Source organism: Kaistella pullorum (assembly GCF_014837035.1).
GTDB classification, from domain to species: Bacteria; Bacteroidota; Bacteroidia; order Flavobacteriales; family Weeksellaceae; genus Kaistella; species Kaistella rhinocerotis.
Genome location: NZ_JACSPS010000002.1, coordinates 310,410 through 327,738, shown reverse-complemented (window position 1 = coordinate 327,738; position 17,329 = coordinate 310,410). Strand labels below are relative to the sequence as shown.

13 protein-coding genes are annotated in these 17,329 nt (G+C 44.3%); 5 read left to right on the top strand and 8 right to left on the bottom strand.

Annotation, left to right across the window (positions count from 1 at the left end; all coding sequences use genetic code 11):
* The first annotated feature begins 207 nt into the window (after positions 1-207).
* A complete protein-coding gene (locus tag H9628_RS05980; protein WP_251833212.1) occupies positions 208-3,045 on the top strand; it encodes a S8 family serine peptidase in 2,838 nt (945 codons plus the stop codon).
* Positions 3,046-3,047: 2 nt separating this feature from the next.
* Positions 3,048-4,835 (top strand): amidohydrolase family protein, encoded by a 1,788-nt coding sequence (locus H9628_RS05975; protein WP_251833211.1) that lies wholly within the window; start codon positions 3,048-3,050, stop codon positions 4,833-4,835.
* A 1-nt stretch (position 4,836) separates the two neighbouring features.
* On the opposite strand, the gene dgt is transcribed toward H9628_RS05975, so the two are convergent.
* Complete coding sequence (gene dgt, locus H9628_RS05970) at positions 4,837-6,192, bottom strand: dGTP triphosphohydrolase (protein WP_251833210.1); 1,356 nt, start codon at positions 6,190-6,192, stop codon at positions 4,837-4,839.
* A 78-nt stretch (positions 6,193-6,270) separates the two neighbouring features.
* Between dgt and H9628_RS05965 the strand changes: the two genes are divergently transcribed.
* Positions 6,271-7,005, top strand: coding sequence for an endonuclease (locus H9628_RS05965; RefSeq protein WP_251833209.1), 735 nt, complete (start codon positions 6,271-6,273; stop codon positions 7,003-7,005).
* Between the two features lie 102 nt (positions 7,006-7,107).
* Complete coding sequence (locus tag H9628_RS05960; protein ID WP_251833208.1) at positions 7,108-8,028, top strand: T9SS type A sorting domain-containing protein; 921 nt, start codon at positions 7,108-7,110, stop codon at positions 8,026-8,028.
* 76 nt (positions 8,029-8,104) lie between these two features.
* Here H9628_RS05960 and gcvP read toward each other — a convergent pair whose 3' ends face one another.
* The 7 genes from gcvP to tpx form a co-directional block, all read right to left on the bottom strand.
* The gene (gene gcvP, locus H9628_RS05955) at positions 8,105-10,966 is read right to left on the bottom strand and encodes an aminomethyl-transferring glycine dehydrogenase (protein ID WP_251833207.1); all 2,862 of its coding nucleotides are present in this window, start codon (positions 10,964-10,966) and stop codon (positions 8,105-8,107) included.
* A gap of 292 nt (positions 10,967-11,258) precedes the next feature.
* Complete coding sequence (locus H9628_RS05950; RefSeq protein WP_251833206.1) at positions 11,259-11,909, bottom strand: J domain-containing protein; 651 nt, start codon at positions 11,907-11,909, stop codon at positions 11,259-11,261.
* Between the two features lie 70 nt (positions 11,910-11,979).
* Complete coding sequence (locus H9628_RS05945; RefSeq protein WP_251833205.1) at positions 11,980-12,420, bottom strand: SRPBCC family protein; 441 nt, start codon at positions 12,418-12,420, stop codon at positions 11,980-11,982.
* 31 nt (positions 12,421-12,451) lie between these two features.
* Positions 12,452-13,312, bottom strand: coding sequence for a VOC family protein (locus tag H9628_RS05940; protein ID WP_251833204.1), 861 nt, complete (start codon positions 13,310-13,312; stop codon positions 12,452-12,454).
* Between the two features lie 26 nt (positions 13,313-13,338).
* On the bottom strand, positions 13,339-13,752 hold the full coding sequence (locus H9628_RS05935) for an SRPBCC domain-containing protein (protein ID WP_251833203.1): 414 nt from the start codon (positions 13,750-13,752) through the stop codon (positions 13,339-13,341).
* Between the two features lie 72 nt (positions 13,753-13,824).
* Positions 13,825-14,253 (bottom strand): VOC family protein, encoded by a 429-nt coding sequence (locus H9628_RS05930; protein WP_251833202.1) that lies wholly within the window; start codon positions 14,251-14,253, stop codon positions 13,825-13,827.
* A 148-nt stretch (positions 14,254-14,401) separates the two neighbouring features.
* Positions 14,402-14,899 (bottom strand): thiol peroxidase, encoded by a 498-nt coding sequence (tpx, locus tag H9628_RS05925; RefSeq protein WP_251833201.1) that lies wholly within the window; start codon positions 14,897-14,899, stop codon positions 14,402-14,404.
* A 158-nt stretch (positions 14,900-15,057) separates the two neighbouring features.
* On the opposite strand from tpx, the gene H9628_RS05920 reads away from it, so the two are divergent.
* Positions 15,058-17,277, top strand: a complete 2,220-nt coding sequence (locus H9628_RS05920; protein WP_251833200.1) for an NADP-dependent isocitrate dehydrogenase — start codon at positions 15,058-15,060, stop codon at positions 17,275-17,277.
* The last annotated feature ends 52 nt before the right edge of the window (positions 17,278-17,329 follow it).

Sequence of the window (17,329 nt, the reverse complement as noted above, 5' to 3'; positions counted from 1 at the left end):
AAACTAATAATCCGAACACAAAAATGATGAATCTGCCTTTCCCTGAAACTTTTACGTCTACGTAGTCACTACGCTTTGTTATGCTGCAATAACGGCGGTGAGGTACCTTAACTCATCCCTTTTGTCGGCACCCTACCCGATTTCAAGATCCGTCCGCAACCGGAAAACTTTGCCCTGTTTTTTAAATTTAAGTTTTAAATAATGGCCATGCAGAAATTAATCAATGATATTTCCTTCGAACGCTTCCGCGATGCCAGTGAGCAGATCGATGCTGTGAAAAGAGGGATCCAACACAACCGTCTCGGCGAAGCTACGCTTACCGAGATCCAGACAGACAGCGACCGTCTCTCCAAACGAATCGCTCGTGAAAACATGCCGATCTCTGCCGCGCTGGAACGGATCAATGGTGTGCCGAACTTTCAGGACATCCAGGTATTGTATAAAATTTTGAAAATTTCAGAATCTGTGGGCCGCATCACCATCAAGACACGCTACGGCAATTCAGGGTATGGTACGGGATTTCTAATTGCACCGGGAATTTTGATTACCAACAACCATGTTTTCGGCGATGCCGAAACCGCGAAAAATTCTGTGGTTCAGTTTTATTATGAACTTGATGACAGGAACGAATCCAAAAAAACGCAGACATTCGGTTTTGTGCCGGAAAAACTCTTTTTTACGTCCCCTTTTAAGGTTGAAACCGGTAAACCTGACAGCGGACTGGATTTTACAATCGTGGCAGTATCTGAAAAGTCAAAAGAAGGCAAGAACATCGCTGAGATTCCGCACACGGTACTCGACGAGAATGCAGGTAAAATTATCGAAGGCGAAAACTGTGTCATCATACAACATCCAAAAGGCGACTATAAGAAGACGGTGATGAAAGACATCCGGATGCTCACGCTGAAAGATGACTTTTTGATTTATGAGTCAGATACATTGCCGGGCTCTTCCGGTGCGGCCGTCATTGGACTTGGAACCGGCGAGGTGGTGGCGCTTCATCACAGCAGTATTCCGAACAAAAACCAGCAGGGACAGTGGCTTCGGAAAGATGGCGGTGTGTACAGTGAGGGCGATGCAGATGAAACCATAGACTGGCTTGGGAACGAAGGTGTGCGTGTAAGTTCATTGATTCGCGCAATAAAGAATGCCGTGCTTCCGGACGAAATGAATGCTTTTAAAAATTCAATTTTTGGCAGGATAACAGACAGGTCTGATGATCAGAAAGATTCAAACTCCACCCAAATACCAGCCCATGTAATGAATAATTCAAAGCAAAACGTCGTAAATGAGGCCATCAACAAGATTCAAAACAATACCCTGAATGTGGATGCACCTCTCCAATATTTTGAAATCGAGCTTTCAAATATAGTTATTATGCAGGATGACTGGAGATATAACTATAAAGCACTGGTTGCTGAAATCATGACATCTGAACCACTTTTTCCGATGTCTACCATTCCTTCTCAAAAAGCCATGCACTACATCACCCTGCGCTCACACCTGAATCCCTGGGAAATGGCGGCCAAACTCGAAGCATTACCGCAAATAAAAACCGCCACGCCGGATCTGGAAATGGAAACGGACCTTCAAATAAGAACCGATAGTTACGGTCGGCTTACGGAATCTGATATGCTTGAAAGTATGAAAACAAGCCATGCGGTGGGCCGGCAGGATGATTTTAAAAGCAAATGGAGCGCGTCCACGTATTTTAATTTAGACGATGCTGATGAGTTGCGCCAAAGAATATGGAACCGGACTGCCGTAGGCTTGGATCTGATACCGGGACAACCGACGGACGTAGTATCATTAATTAAAAAAAACCGTGGCGGTTCACCGGCAGATAATGCCACAGAGGCTGAAAACACCGATGACCTCGCCTCAGAAATACTTAATAATTTAAAGAACATACAGCTCGTACAGCTTGATACGGGCTATACCGACCACGCGAAAATAAAAGGCCGTTTTAATCTGAACTGTGATGAGGACTTCATCGATGGTTCAGATGCGCGCGATGTCACACGGAACGGTTTCCTACGGCATCCTGGTCATGGCACCAGAACCGCCAGCATCATCACCGGGGGCGAAATGAAAGACATCTACAAAAATGACGGCAACTACGGAATCCTTTGTGATGCTGAAAAAAATCCATTGCTGAGCATCATTCCGTACCGTGTTTCAGAATCCGTAGTTCTGATAAGCCGTGGAAAAAACGTGGTAGATGCCGTAAACCAGGCGATCAATACCAACGCAGACATCATGTTCATGTGTATGGGAAGTTACCCGCGGCCGATGTTGGCTGAAGCTGCGAAAGCCGCTTACGACAACGGTGTCATTTGGGTTTGTGCAGCCGGCAATGAAGTGGAAATGGTAGTTTCGCCCGCACTTTATCCGGGAACGATTGCCGTCGCCGCAATCAATCCGAACCAGAAGCCCTGGCGTGGCAGCAGCTACGGCAGCGAAGTTGACATTTCAGCGCCCGGTGAAGACGTTTATGTGCCTTCGATTGACGAAAAATATAACGAAATTATGGTGTACGGCAGCGGAACAAGTTATGCCACGCCACATGTTGCTGCGGCTGCGGCGCTCTGGAAAGCAGTGCACCACGACAAACTTATGGAGAAATACCGTTTCCCGTGGCAGATTGTGGAAGCTTTCCGGTGTTGCCTAAAACAATCGGTTTCCAAACCCGCAACTTGGGATAGTGAGAATTATGGAGCCGGCATCCTGAATATCCCGGCACTACTCTCCACCGCATTGCCGGAAATCGACCAAAGTACATATGCGTACCGAAACGACACCAGGCAGGAGTGGGATCTCGGCGTCCGTGAGGGCATACACTTCCTCTGGAAAACAGCACTGCGCAAGACAAATCTAACTCACGAGAGTTTTTCGGAGTTTGAACTTACCGAACGTTCGCGGATCGCCCTTTCGGCAATGACCGGCAACACCACGTCCAGCATATTTGAGTCTGAAAGCATCACCGCACGTGCAGATTCTGAGAAAATCCTCAAAATGTATTTTGACAGCTACAAACACAATTAGCCATGAAACAGAAATATTTTGACCTGCACCTGCATCCGCTTTTTAAAAATTTTCTGAGTAAATATGACACACTCGTGCCTTTGCCACAGAAAAAATTCGATGACCTTGCACAGCCGGTACGCATGTCTAATGCGGTCACCAATCTGCTTGATGAGCTTTTCATTCACATTCTTAAAAGCCAAAGCAGTGTGAGCCAGTGCCTGCAGGGGAATCTGCATTTTGCCGTTGCGTCCATAGTCAATCTTGAATATGGCTTTGCGGACAGCCGTGGATTTTTCAGCAACATCCTGAAAAGCAAATTCTCTAATCCGCTCGATAAAACATTTTTTGAAAAAGTACGCAGCGGTGAAATCTCCTATTACCGCCTGATGCTGATGGAACTGAATCTTTACAAGCAGCTTCGTGACATGCCCGAAAGCCAGGTCAGCATTCTGTCCAGAAATGTAGGGAATAAATCGGCGCCAAAAAAACTCAACATTATCTTAAGCCTTGAAGGATCGCATAATTTCAGCAAGCTGATGATCGGGAATCCTTTGAAAACCGATTTTGTTCCTGACAGATTTATCGATATACAGAAAACCCTAAAACTTTCCAAAGTTGCGGACAGTCTGTGGCGCGAGATAATAACAGATAGCAGCAATGATCCATTGCCAGACAATTATAGCCAAAACCCGGCAAGAAATTTTGAACGCTTCTATAAAAGTCTCGCACGCGAAAAAATGGATCTGCTGTACCTCACACTCACCCATCTCACGCACATCAACGAACAGTTTCTCGCAACGCACGCGTTCGGAATGAAAATGCTGAGACATCCGTCTTTTTACCCTTTCGGAAATGGAATTACCAATCTGGGCCTGGAAGTGATAAGCACCTGTTACAGCATGCGCAACCATAAGGGCGAACACCGGCCTATTCTCATAGATATGAAACATTTGGGTTTAAAGTCCAGACAGGATTATTACAGTTACCGTAAAACATTACTTGAGAAAAATCCGGCTTACGAAAAGATACCGATCATCGCTTCTCACGTCGGTGTTACCGGATATACTTATAACGAATGGAAAAATGCCCTGAAACGCGATTCCTGCACGGTTTACAACTTTGAGGGTGCACGCGCCGTTTCAATCGAGATGCAGCGCAAAAATTGTGGCAAATGGGGTTCGTTCGTCAATAATGATTTCAGTTTCAATGCGTGGTCAATTAATTTGATGGATGAAGACATCACAGAAATCCTAAATAGTAACGGGCTTATCGGCATCAGCCTCGATGTGCGTATCTTAGGTTTCCAATCGGAATTTGGCATTCAACTTACAAGTGACAATGAATATTTAAGTACAGCCGATTTCCAGACGCATTTTCCACAGATCACCGTAAAGAATCTGCCGACCAACAATCTGGAATCAATGATTTCTGAGAATGAAAGCTGGCTGATACCAACAAAAGAAGACCGGCATCCGCTGGCTTTCTGTTTCAATATCATCCATATCATTCAGGTAGCTTTGCTCCGAACGGAAATCGGCGAGCCGTGGAAACACATCTGTATCGGCAGCGATTTTGACGGACTGATAGAACCGCTGAAAGTATCACCGCAAGTCACCTCGCTCGATGAACTGGAAGCCAACCTGATCAAATGGCTGGCAGTAGCGGAAGAGGCTTACGTAAAAGAAAACGGCGGTAAATGCGTGCTCTCAAAGAAACCTACCGCAGAGCTAAAGACTATTGTTCGTGGAATAATGTTCGAAAACGGCCGCGGTTTTATCGACCGCTGGCTTGCCAATTTCGGGATTTGACCTACATCGTCATGCCAATTTCGATCCCTTTGATTTTGCGGTAAATATCGGTCGCAAAATTATCGGTCATGCCCGACACGAAATCTACCACACCCAGGATCTTCTGGTAATCGGTTCCGTTTTCGTACAGAAACTGATGCGGAAGAAGTTTCAGAGCCATCTTATCGTAGGATTTACGTTTGTCGGCAGTCTTCAGAATTGGCGGAATAAAATGGTCTAAAAGTTCATACATCACGTTGTAGCCGGCATTTTCAATCTCTACAACGGCTTTATGATTGTAGATTTTCTCTCTCGAAAAACTTTCGATTTCCTGCAGAGAGCGGTTTCCGTCCTTATAAATATCGAGCAGCGACCTGTTTAAAGAACCATTTAAGATCGATTCAAAATTACTTTCGTAAAGCGCTATCGATTTGTTGATGAGTGCATTGATCACTTTTGCACGCAGATAGGAGATCCTCTCGTTGGCATTGCCGAGAGCCGCAAGCTTATCTTCTACCCTGCCTGTACTTTTGTTTTCTGATTTTATGAGTTCAAAGAAGAGATTTTCGCAGTCGCTGGTGGAGACAATGCCCAGGCGGTGTGCATCTTCCATGTCGATGATGTTGTAGCAGATATCATCGGCCGCTTCTACAAGCCAAACGAACGGATGTCGGCGGAATGCCGTTGGCTCATCAGCGTCCTGCAGCATCTGAACAGATTCCGCAATGCGCAGAAAAGTATCTTTTTCGTTTTGGAAAAACCCAAATTTCTTTCGGTGAATACTCGCTTTATCTTTAGCAACAGCCTCGCACGGATATTTGGCGATGCTCGCCAGCGTGCTGTGCGTAAGTTGCGTTCCGCCATCGTCCTTACCGTTTTGCTGATGCGTTAAAACCCGGATCGCGTTCGCATTTCCTTCAAAATTGACCAGATCTGCCCACTCTTTGGGGCTGAATTTTTCTTTCAAACCCGATTCATTCTTTTCGAAATAACTCGCGATCGCGTCTTCGCCAGAATGTCCAAACGCAGGATTACCCACATCATGGCAAAGACAGGCCGCAGCTATCACGTTCTGAAGATTATGCTGATAAAAGCTTTGAGATTCGGGTGACAGTTCCTTTCCGAAATTATTAAAGATAAATTCACCGGCTGCACTGCCAAGACTTCGGCCAACCGATGAAACCTCCAGCGAATGCGTGAGACGGTTGTGCACAAAAACACTGCCGGGTAGCGGAAAAACCTGCGTCTTGTTCTGAAGTCTGCGGAAAGCCGCCGAAAAGATGATGCGGTCAAAATCTCGCTGATAATCTGTTCGCGAAGCTTCGGTAGCCACGCTTTTGCCAGTACGCTGGTTGGTGAAGATTCTGTTTAAATCCATGCGCCAAAAATACATTAATTATCCAGCTTCCTAAAATGGTTTAAGATTTGGACTTTCAGATTTCAAACTCCCTGAACCATGCCCGAAGGTCCGTCAATATTAATACTGAAAGAAGCTGCGCAAAAATTCCGTGGACAAAAGATCCTGTCCGCAAGTGGAAATGCAAAAATAGAAATGAACCTGCTTCCAAAGTCCATTTTTAAGGAATACCGCGTATATGGCAAACAGTCTTTTTTGGTATTGAATAATGTGGTGATCCGTATCCATCTGCTTCTTTTCGGTTCTTATTCGGTGGACGAACAGACAAAACCTGACCGACAGCTTCGGCTGCATCTCAAATTTGAAAACGGAGACCTTTATTTCTATTCGTGCTCGGTGAAAGTTTTAGAAAAGAAAATTTTAAAGGAAATCGATTGGCAGGCAGACGTGTTAAGTGATGAATGGAAGCCTGCAAAAGCAAAAAAGAAGCTCAAAATCCTTCCGAAAGAAATGGTTTGCGACGTATTGCTCGATCAGAGCATATTTTCCGGTGTGGGCAATATCATCAAAAATGAAGTTCTGTTCAGGATCGGTGTGCACCCTGAAAGTCTGGTCGGAAATTTACCACCGAAAAAACTCAACGCTTTGATTTTTGAAGCTAGAAATTACAGTTTCGACTTTTTACGATGGAAAAAAGAATACGTCCTGAAGAAAAACTGGCTTGCACACACGAAAAAAATTTGTTCTAAATGCGGCGGACCCATTACAAAAAAACATACGGGAACTACGAACCGGCGAAGTTTTTTCTGTGAAGAAGACCAGAAGCTTTATTAGCTTTCTGAAACCGTACTTTGATAGCTCTTCAAAATTGTTTTGATTTCCGTCCAAACCTTTTATCTAAGGCCAATATTGGTTATCATTGCAAAAATTTTTTTAATGAAGAAGATCTATTTTATTGCAGCCATGGTGGCTTGCGCAACAGTTTCAGCACAACAGACAATTACCTTTGAAAGCTCCGAAGGCTTTTCCTTAGGGAATATCAATAACCAAAATGGCTGGACTGTTACCGAAACCAGCGACGGACTGCTGACTAATCAAATTGTAACGGATGAAGTATCAAAAAGTGGAACGCAATCCTTTAAAAACGCTCATGTTCCGCAGTATTCCGATCAGTGGTTCCCTATTTTTGGTGCGGAAAAATCCATTTCACCGCCATCTGATTACCAAAATACGACAATTTCCTATGATTTCTACTCGCCTAGTCAGCTAGGCTCCGACTTTGAATTTGCACTTTACAGTATAAACCAGGCAACTCAAGAATATGATATCGTACTTGCATTAGGATTTGAAAACCGTGGTTTTATCTATATTTATCCGGAACTGAACTTTGGAGGATTTAGCTATGCAGAACAGAAGTGGCAAACCAACACATGGTATAATGTGAGAATTGAAATTAAAGAAGAAACGATCAGATTCTTTCTGGATAACGAGTTGATGCTTGATGCACCGAATAACAGCAAAGTGAACATTAACGGCATGACATTGCTACACAACAATTTTGGTGGAGATGCATACTATGATAACATCAAGATCAATGAGGCAAACATGGCAGTTGCGTCCGTGAAGAAAGGAAAAGCAAGCGTGTATCCAAACCCGGTGAAAGACGTGCTTCACGTGCGGCTGCCGGCGACAGAAAAAGTAGCGGCCATTGCCGTGTACAACCTGGTAGGACAAAAAATCAGCTCTGTAGATTCAGCTGGTGAAATTAACGTTCAAAACCTGAAGGCGGGAACCTATGTGCTCACGGTGACCGATACAAAAGGTGTTTCTTACTCCTCGAAATTTGTAAAGCAGTAACATTCTGTACTTTCAACCAAAAGAAATTCCCAAACTATTAAGTCTGGGAATTTTTTTTATTTAATTATTTCAAGTTTTACATGTAAGACTCAATAGGCTCACATGTGCAGATCAGGTTTCGGTCTCCGAAGGCCTCGTCAACCCGCGCTACAGAAGCGAAGAATTTATGCTCTCGAACCCACTCCAGCGGATACGCTGCTTTTTCGCGCCCGTATGGCTTGTCCCATGAATCTGAAATCACGAGTTGCTCCGTATGCGGTGCGTTTTTCAGCACGTTGTTCGTTGCATCTGCGGTACCGTCAGCTATTTCATCGATTTCTTTTTTAATGGAAATAAGTGCTTCAGCAAAACGGTCGATTTCTGCTTTGCTTTCAGATTCCGTAGGTTCGATCATCAGCGTGCCTGCAACCGGGAAACTCACTGTAGGCGCGTGGAAACCATAATCCATAAGTCGTTTGGCTACATCCGCCACCTCAATACCGACAGCCTTGAACTGACGGAAATCTACAATACATTCATGGGCAACCCGTCCGTTTGCATTCGCGTAGAGAATCGGGAAATGTTCAGCGAGGATTTCCTTTAGATAGTTGGCATTCAGTATCGCGTGTTCAGTAGAGGTCTTCAAACCAGCTGTACCGAGCATTTTTACGTATGCGTAAGAGATATTCAAAACAAGTGAAGAACCGTAAGGTGCCGCAGAAACCGCAGCGATCGCTTCTTTCGCACCTACTTTGATCAATGGATTAGATGGTAAAAATTTCACCAAATGTTCAGCCACACAAATCGGTCCTACACCAGGTCCGCCGCCACCATGAGGGATAGCAAATGTTTTGTGAAGATTCAGGTGGCACACATCGGCACCAATCGCACCCGGTGAGGTGTAGCCGCACTGCGCGTTCATATTCGCGCCGTCCATGTAAACCTGTCCGCCAAAATCGTGAACTACTTTAATGATTTCCTTAATGTTTTCATCAAAGAAACCGTAGGTTGAAGGATACGTAATCATCGCGGCAGAAAGGTTTTCCGCGTGCTGCGTTGCTTTCGCTTTCCAGTCTTCGATGTCAATTTCGCCGCTGGCAAGGTTTTTCACGACCACAACTTTCATCCCGGCAATCACTGCAGAGGCAGGATTGGTTCCGTGCGCAGACTGCGGTATCAGCACAATGTTCCGGTGCTTGTCGCCGCGTGAGTGGTGATATTCGCGGATCACCATTAAACCTGCATATTCACCCTGCGCACCAGAGTTTGGCTGAAGGGAAGTGCCTGCAAAACCGGTGATTTCGGCAAGGTCTTTTTCAAGTTCTTTAATCAGCATCTGATAGCCACCTGCCTGTTCAGTCGGCACGAATGGATGTACATTACCCCATTCCGGCCACGTGATCGGCAGCATTTGTGTTGCGGCATTCAGTTTCATCGTACAGGAGCCAAGCGAAATCATAGAATGCGTCAGGGACAGATCTTTTCTTTCCAAACGCTTGATATAGCGCATCAGTTCAGTCTCCGTATGGTATTTATTAAAAACTTCAGCTGTAAGGATTTCATCAGTTCGCAGTGAATTCGCCGGAATCTGCATCTCTTCTTTGATTGAAAGTTTAAAACTTTGCTTTTCCTTGAATTGTGCAAACGCATCAAACAGAACCTGCAGTTTTTTCTCCGTCGCTGTTTCATCTATCGCGATGCTCACCACTCCGTCGCTGAAATAATTGAGGTTGATTTGATGACGGTCAGACATAAGCTGACGAAGCGAATTTTTCTCCTCTTCATTCATCCTGAATTTAACGGTATCAAAGATCGGCTCTTCTACCACGTCGTATCCTAACAGTTTTAGTCCGTCGTGAAGCGCATTCGCTTTAAAATGAATCTGCTCGGCAATGAAAGCCAAACCTTTCGGCCCATGATAAACTGCATACATACCTGCCATTACGGCCAATAAAACCTGAGCAGTACAGATATTGGATGTTGCACGCTCTCTTTTGATATGCTGTTCGCGGGTCTGAAGCGCCATTCTAAGAGCTCTGTTCCCGTTTGCATCTTGAGATATACCGATGATTCTTCCCGGAATATCGCGTTTGTAATCTTCCTTACATGCAAAAAATGCCGCGTGAGGCCCACCGTAACCCATCGGGATACCAAAACGCTGCGTAGTTCCCACGGCACAGTCAGCGCCCATTGTTGCAGGTGACTTTAATTTTACAAGTGCGATCGGATCACATGCCACAGCAACCTGAAGATTGTGCGATTTGTATTCTTTAATATTTTCCGTATAATCGTGTACCACGCCGTTTTTACCCGGATACTGCAGCAAAACGCCAAAGTAGGAATTATCGAATGCGTGCGTCTGATGATCACCAACTATAACATCGATGCCAAGACCTTCAGCTTTGGTTTTCAGTACTGCGAGTGTTTGTGGCAAGACCATATCCGAAACAAAAAACTTAGCCGCACCAGATTTTTTCTGGTCTTTATTTCTGGATTCATAGAACATGTGCATGGCTTCGGCCGCTGCCGTAGATTCATCCAACAATGAGGCGTTTGCAAGTTCGAATCCTGTGAGGTCGCAAACTACAGTTTGGAAATTCAGCAGGGCTTCCAGCCGACCCTGTGCAATTTCAGCCTGATAGGGTGTGTAAGCCGTGTACCAGGAAGGATTTTCAAGGATATTGCGCTGTATAGGGCTCGGAAGTATGGTATTGAAATATCCGAAACCAATGTAGGTATCAAACTGCGCGTTCTTTGAGGCCAGCTCTTTCGAATGCGCAAGCATTTCGTACTCTGACAGTGGCTCTGAAATATTAAGTTCTTTCTCAAGACGGATGGAATCTGGAATGGTCTGGGAAATCAGTTCATCAATTCCGGCAACGCCAATACGCTGCAGCATTGCATCACGATCCGCCCCGTCCCGTGAAACATGGCGATTTACAAACTTTGTGGTGTTCATTATTAAGGGTAAATTTTGGTGAAAACTAATGTTGTAAAAATACAACTTTAAACTTACAGCCACAATTTCAGGCTGTGAACAATATTTACACACACGACTTTATTTATAATTATTCTAAATTATTGTATATTCGCGGCATGATTTCACCCATCATCCCTTTTAAGGTCGCACCACTGCCAAGTTCTTCTTCACATGAAGAAATGTTTTGTGATAAAAAGAAATGCTGCAAAAAATTTAAGAAAGGAAAACGCTGTAAAAAGTGTCCGGGTCGCCTTAAATTAGCCTGACTTTCTTAAGAATTAAACGTTTTGTAGAGTAGCAAAACCGCGATAAGTACGAAAACCAGCGCGAGCACGAGCCGGATAATTTTTGGCTGACCGCCAGGGTTCGTGCGTGAAGGTTTTTGGGGTTTAAAAAGTTCTTCCACCTCATTCCGGAACTTCTCTGAGTCATTTTCGAAAACTTCAGTAATTGTAAGCGCACGGACAACCGTTTTATTCAAAAGCGAATTGGTTGCGTGAAGCAAAAGTTGAAACTCGCCGTTCTTGAAGTCGGTGATTTTAAAAGCACGTTCGCCATACCCTTTTTCAAGCCCAAAAGGAATGATTTTTACGATGTCGGCATTGTTTGTCTGCCATTTGATGATGATCTCCTCCCCTTTTTGTGCCCTGATCTTATTTGAAGAAAAACTTTTGATTGCTGGCGGCAGTGTAGGCCGGTAACTGCGCTGCTGATGACTCAGGTTTTCATCGTAGATTCGCCTTTTCTCGCTGTCACCCAGCACATCGTACGCCTCCTGAACTTCCATAAAACGTTTGGCGAAAAAAGCGTCATTTTCGTTTTTATCCGGATGGTATTTCACCGAAAGCTTGCGGTAGGCCTTTCTTATTTCCTCATCGCCTGCATTTTCTTCTACGCTGAGAAAATAATAGTAGTTTTTCATTTGGCTGGAACTTTCGCGCAAAAATAAGGATTATCTGAAAGTTGGGCGGAAAGTGTCTTATTTTAAATATTTACTTTTCCGCAAGATTTTTGAGGACTTTAAAACCTTCATTGAAGCCACGGTTCATCATCCCTTCCATTTCGCCGGTAGCGTGCACTTCCGCACGAAGTTCCGTCGTATTTGGACCTATTTCGCGCAAGAAATATTTTTCTTCGGCACCGCTCCATTCCAGCTGATTGATTGTCGCTGTATCCACTTCACCGTTCCTTACCATTCCGAGGTGGCTGAAGATCACTTCTTCCGGTTCATTGATTGAACGGATCGTGGAGAACATACCGTTCCCTTCACTGTCCATAAAATAGGTTTCGCCGCCAACTTCCCAATCGGTCTTAAACTGGCTCCCGGCGGAGAAAAACTGAGTCCATTCGCCATAGGTCTCTTCGCCCCAAAGCAGATCCCACACTTTTTGGATGGGTGCATTGATTATAATTTCATAGTTGAAGGTCGCCATAATGTTTATTTAATATATTTTTTTTTAAAATCTAAGAACTGTACGCTTTTTCGAGCTGCGCGATGTCAATTTTCTGCATCGTCATCATCGTTTCCATCACCTTTTTACCCTTGAACGGATCGGGATCATTCATCAGCTCAATAAGTTTCTTTGGAACGATCTGCCAGCTCAGTCCAAACTTGTCTTTCAGCCAGCCGCACATCGATGCGCGCCCCCCATCAGAAGTTAGAGCATTCCAAAGTTGATCTGTTTCTTCCTGATCATCGGTCATTACAACGATAGAGACAGCTTCATTAAAATCGAACTGGTGATCATATGAATTGTCCATACACGCAAGCGTATAACCACTTACGGAAAATTGAGCGAAATTAATATTTCCCGCGATTTCATGCGCATCACCACCATTTTCTCCATATTTGGAAATGCTTTGAATCTCTGAATTGGGAAATAAATCAGTGTAGAAGCGCATCGCGTCCATCGCTTTACCATTATTCTGATGGATGAACATCAACACCGGAACTATTTTCTGTGCAATTGCCTTTTCTGTGAACATGATTTGCCACGTAACACCATATTTGTCCTCAACCCAACCATATTTCCTGCTCCACGGATATTCGCCGATATCCATCAGCGCATTACCGCCATCGGATAACGCAGACCAATATTTTTCTACTTCCTGTTCACTGTCACAAAACACCATAAAAGATACAGACGCATTTTTCTTGAATTGCGGACCGGCATTCAGGATCATCAGGCGCTGCCCAAACAGTTCAAAATTGATCACACTTGGCGTATCTACGGTGATTTTGCCTCCGAAGGTTTCGACATAAAATTTTGCTGCTTTATTGCCGTCGCCGTCAAACCAGAGACATGGAAATATTTTGTTGGTCATTTTTAAATTTAAGAAAATGAGAAGTACTAATTGTTTTCAGCATATTTATGAAAATTGTTCAGGATCGCATACCAACCTTCACGCTGCATCTCGCGTGAATTCTGGGTTTCAGGTTCAAACGTTTCGATGATTTGAGTAGTGCCGGGATCTACAGCATTGAAAACAATTTCTACCGTGCGGCCGTCTTCCAGGCGGTAACGGATCAGCCTTTCCGGCTGAATCTCTTCATACACCGCTACATTATCGAAACCAAAACTTTTGTCTTTCGCCTCCATGCGGGTTCTCAGGGTGCCGCCGACACGCAGGTCATTTTCAGCTTTCGGGCAGTGCCATTGGTCATTGGCAAAATTCCACTTGGTAATATGTTTGGGGTCATTCATAAATTCCCAAACCTTACGCACAGGTTTTAGAATTGTGATTTCAATCTTAATTGGTTCCATAAAAGTTATAATTTCCTCTAAAAATAAGGAAAAAGATTGTTGTAAACAAGGTGACGGGGCTGATGCGGGCAACTACGTGTAGGCTTCATTGAAATTAATCATCCAGAAAATCCCGAATTTATCCTGCAGACTGCCGAAATAGTCGCCCCAGAATTGGTCTTCTATGGGCATCTCAACTTCTCCGCCTTCTGCCAGCGCGGTAAAGATCCGGTCTGCATCAGCGCGGCTGTCCGTATGCAGCGAAATATAATTACTGTTGCCGGTCTGCAGCTTCTGACCCATTTCGGGAACGATGTCTGAACCCATCAGAAGATTATCCCCGATCGGTAGTGAAACGTGAAGTACGCGGTTTTTCATTTCGTCTGAAAGATTTTCAGCACCTGGCGCGGAACCCATTTTCATGATCCCTCCTGCGAAATCTCCGCCCAATACCGAGCGGTAAAATAGAAACGCTTCTTCCGCAGTGCCATCAAAGTTCAGGTAAGAATTTACTTTTGCCATGGTTTTTATTTTTATCAGTTTTTATCAAAGTTAAAAGCAAAAATTTAAAAACGCAACAATTGTTGTCACAACTTTTTTTGCATCTAAATAATTGCAAACCGGCGCATTAAAGCAAAAAAACGCAAAATGAATTGCGTTTTTTTATTGATTATGCCAGAGCGGCGAGCGCATTTTGATAATCTGGCTCCTGCGCGATTTCGGGCACCTGTTCGGTATAGATCACCTTGCCGTTTTCATCGGCCACAATCACCGCGCGGCTCAGCAAGCCCTGCATTGGCGAATCTTCCATCTCAACACCGTAATCATCACCGAAAGTTCCGCGGTAATCTGAAAGCGATTCTACATGATTTAAACCTTCTGCCGCACAAAACCGACCCAATGCAAATGGCAGATCTTTCGAAACGTTGATGACCACCGCGTTATTCAACGTTCCGGCTTCTACGTTAAATTTTCGGGCAGATTCTGCGCAAATTCCGGTATCGATGCTCGGAAAAATATTAAGGATTATCCTTTTTCCGCTGTAATCGCTTAGCGTTTTTTCCTCAAGTTTCTCATTTACAAGTTTGAAGTCTTTCAGGTCATCGCCAATTTGGGGCAGGTTGCCCACCGTCTTCACTGCGTTTCCTTTCAAAGTGATATTTGCCATAATAGTTTTGTTTTTTGTTCCTTCCAAAAGTAGCCATTATAGGGCAAGGTTAGGATATGTTTAAGGTTAAAATAATCTTAAAACTGCGGGTTGCAGTTATTTCACAGTCCTATTAATTTGCCTAAATTTGTTTCTTTAATTTTTTTAAATCATTAATAATGTCAGATAAATCTAAAATCGTCTATACCTGGACAGATGAAGCGCCGATGTTGGCCACCCATTCTTTTTTACCAATCGTAGAAGCATTTGCAAAAACTGCTGATATCGAGATTCTTCCGAAAGATATTTCGTTATCAGGCCGGATCCTCGCAAACTTTCCCGAATACCTTAAAGAAGACCAAAAGGTAGAAGACGCTCTGGCAGAACTTGGCCAATTGGCCACTACCCCTGAAGCTAATATTATCAAACTTCCGAATATTTCTGCATCTGTACCGCAGCTTGACGGTGCGATTGCCGAACTTCAAAAACACGGTTTTGCCGTTCCGAATTATCCTGCAGAGCCTAAAAATGATGAAGAAAAAGCCATCAAAGCAAAATATGCAAAAGTACTTGGCAGCGCCGTGAATCCCGTGCTGCGTGAAGGAAATTCAGACCGCCGCGCACCAAGAGCCGTAAAGAATTACGCAAAAGCAAATCCTCACCGAATGGGTGCCTGGAGCAGTGACTCGAAGACTAAAGTTGCGCACATGACAGACGGCGACTTTTACGGAAGCGAAAAATCGGTAACCGTAGAGAACGCGACTCAATTTAAAATAGAATTTGTCGCTAAAGATGGCGCCGTAACGGAACTAAAAGGTTTATCACCATTGAAGGCCGGTGAAATCATCGACACTTCAGTTTTAAACCTTAATGCTTTGAAATCTTTTGTAGCAAATACCATCGAAGAAGCCAAAGCAGCAGGTGTTTTGCTTTCCGGACACCTGAAAGCCACGATGATGAAAATTTCAGACCCGATTATTTTCGGGGCGATGGTCGAGGTTTATTTTAAAGATGTTTTCACAAAATATACGGATTTATTTGCGGAGCTGGACATTAATCCTAATAATGGTTTGCAGGATCTGTTCGACAAGATTGCAGGTAAAGAACAGGAAGCCGAGATCAAATCCGAAATAGAAAACAGCATCGCGAACGGACCGGCAATAGCCATGGTGAATTCCGATAAAGGTATCACGAATTTCCATGTGCCGTCTGACATTATTGTGGACGCCTCGATGGCGGCTCTTATCCGCGGTGGCGGCAAGATGTGGAACAAAGCGGGTCAGGAAGAAGATACCATCGCGATGATTCCAGACCGCAACTATGCCGGCTTTTATCAGGCTGCGATTGATGACATGAAGAAAAATGGTGCATTGGATCCTCGTACGATGGGTTCTGTGCCAAATGTGGGGCTGATGGCGCAAAAAGCCGAAGAGTACGGTTCGCATGACAAAACGTTCCAGGTGACTGCTGACGGTACAGTGCGTGTAACCGATGCAGACGGAAATATCTTCATGGAACAAACTGTGGAAAAAGGGGATATTTTCAGAATGTGCCAAACGAAAGATGCTCCAATTCAGGATTGGGTAAAGCTGGCGGTAAACCGCGCAAGACTTTCAGCTACACCGGCGATTTTCTGGTTAGATGAAAAGCGTGCCCACGATAATGAAATGATCAATAAAGTAGAAAAATACCTTAAAGATCACGATACTGAAGGTCTGGACATCCGAATTTTGAATATTGAGGACGCGATGACCTTGACGCTCGAAAGAATCCGTCAGGGACTTGATACGATTTCGGTATCCGGAAATGTACTGCGGGATTATCTTACCGACCTCTTCCCTATCCTGGAGCTGGGAACCTCTGCAAAAATGCTGTCCATCGTTCCTTTGATGAATGGCGGCGGTCTATTCGAAACCGGAGCCGGAGGATCTGCACCGAAACATATTGAGCAGTTCATTGAGGAAGGTTACCTGCGTTGGGATTCTTTGGGTGAATTCATGGCACTGCAGGCGAGCCTTGAGCATGTTGCACAGACTCAGGACAACAGTAAAGCGCAAATTTTGGCTGACGCGTTAGATGCGGCCAATGAAAAGTTTTTAGCTGAAGACAAATCGCCGGCAAGAAAAGTAGGCCTTATTGATAACCGTGGTTCGCACTTCTATCTTGCGATGTATTGGGCAGAAGCCTTGGCAAACCAAACACAGGATCAGGGCATTGCTGGAACTTTCAAACCTGTTGCGGACGCAATGATGCAAAATGAATCAAAAATCAATGAGGAACTTATTGGTGCACAGGGCAAAGCACAGGATATCGGCGGATATTATCACCCCGATTCTTCTAAAACTTACGCTGCAATGCGTCCGTCCAAAACATTGAACCAAATCATCGATTCTATTTGATGCTTCAAAAAGATAAACAGTAAACTTCCTGCATACCGCAGGAAGTTTTTTT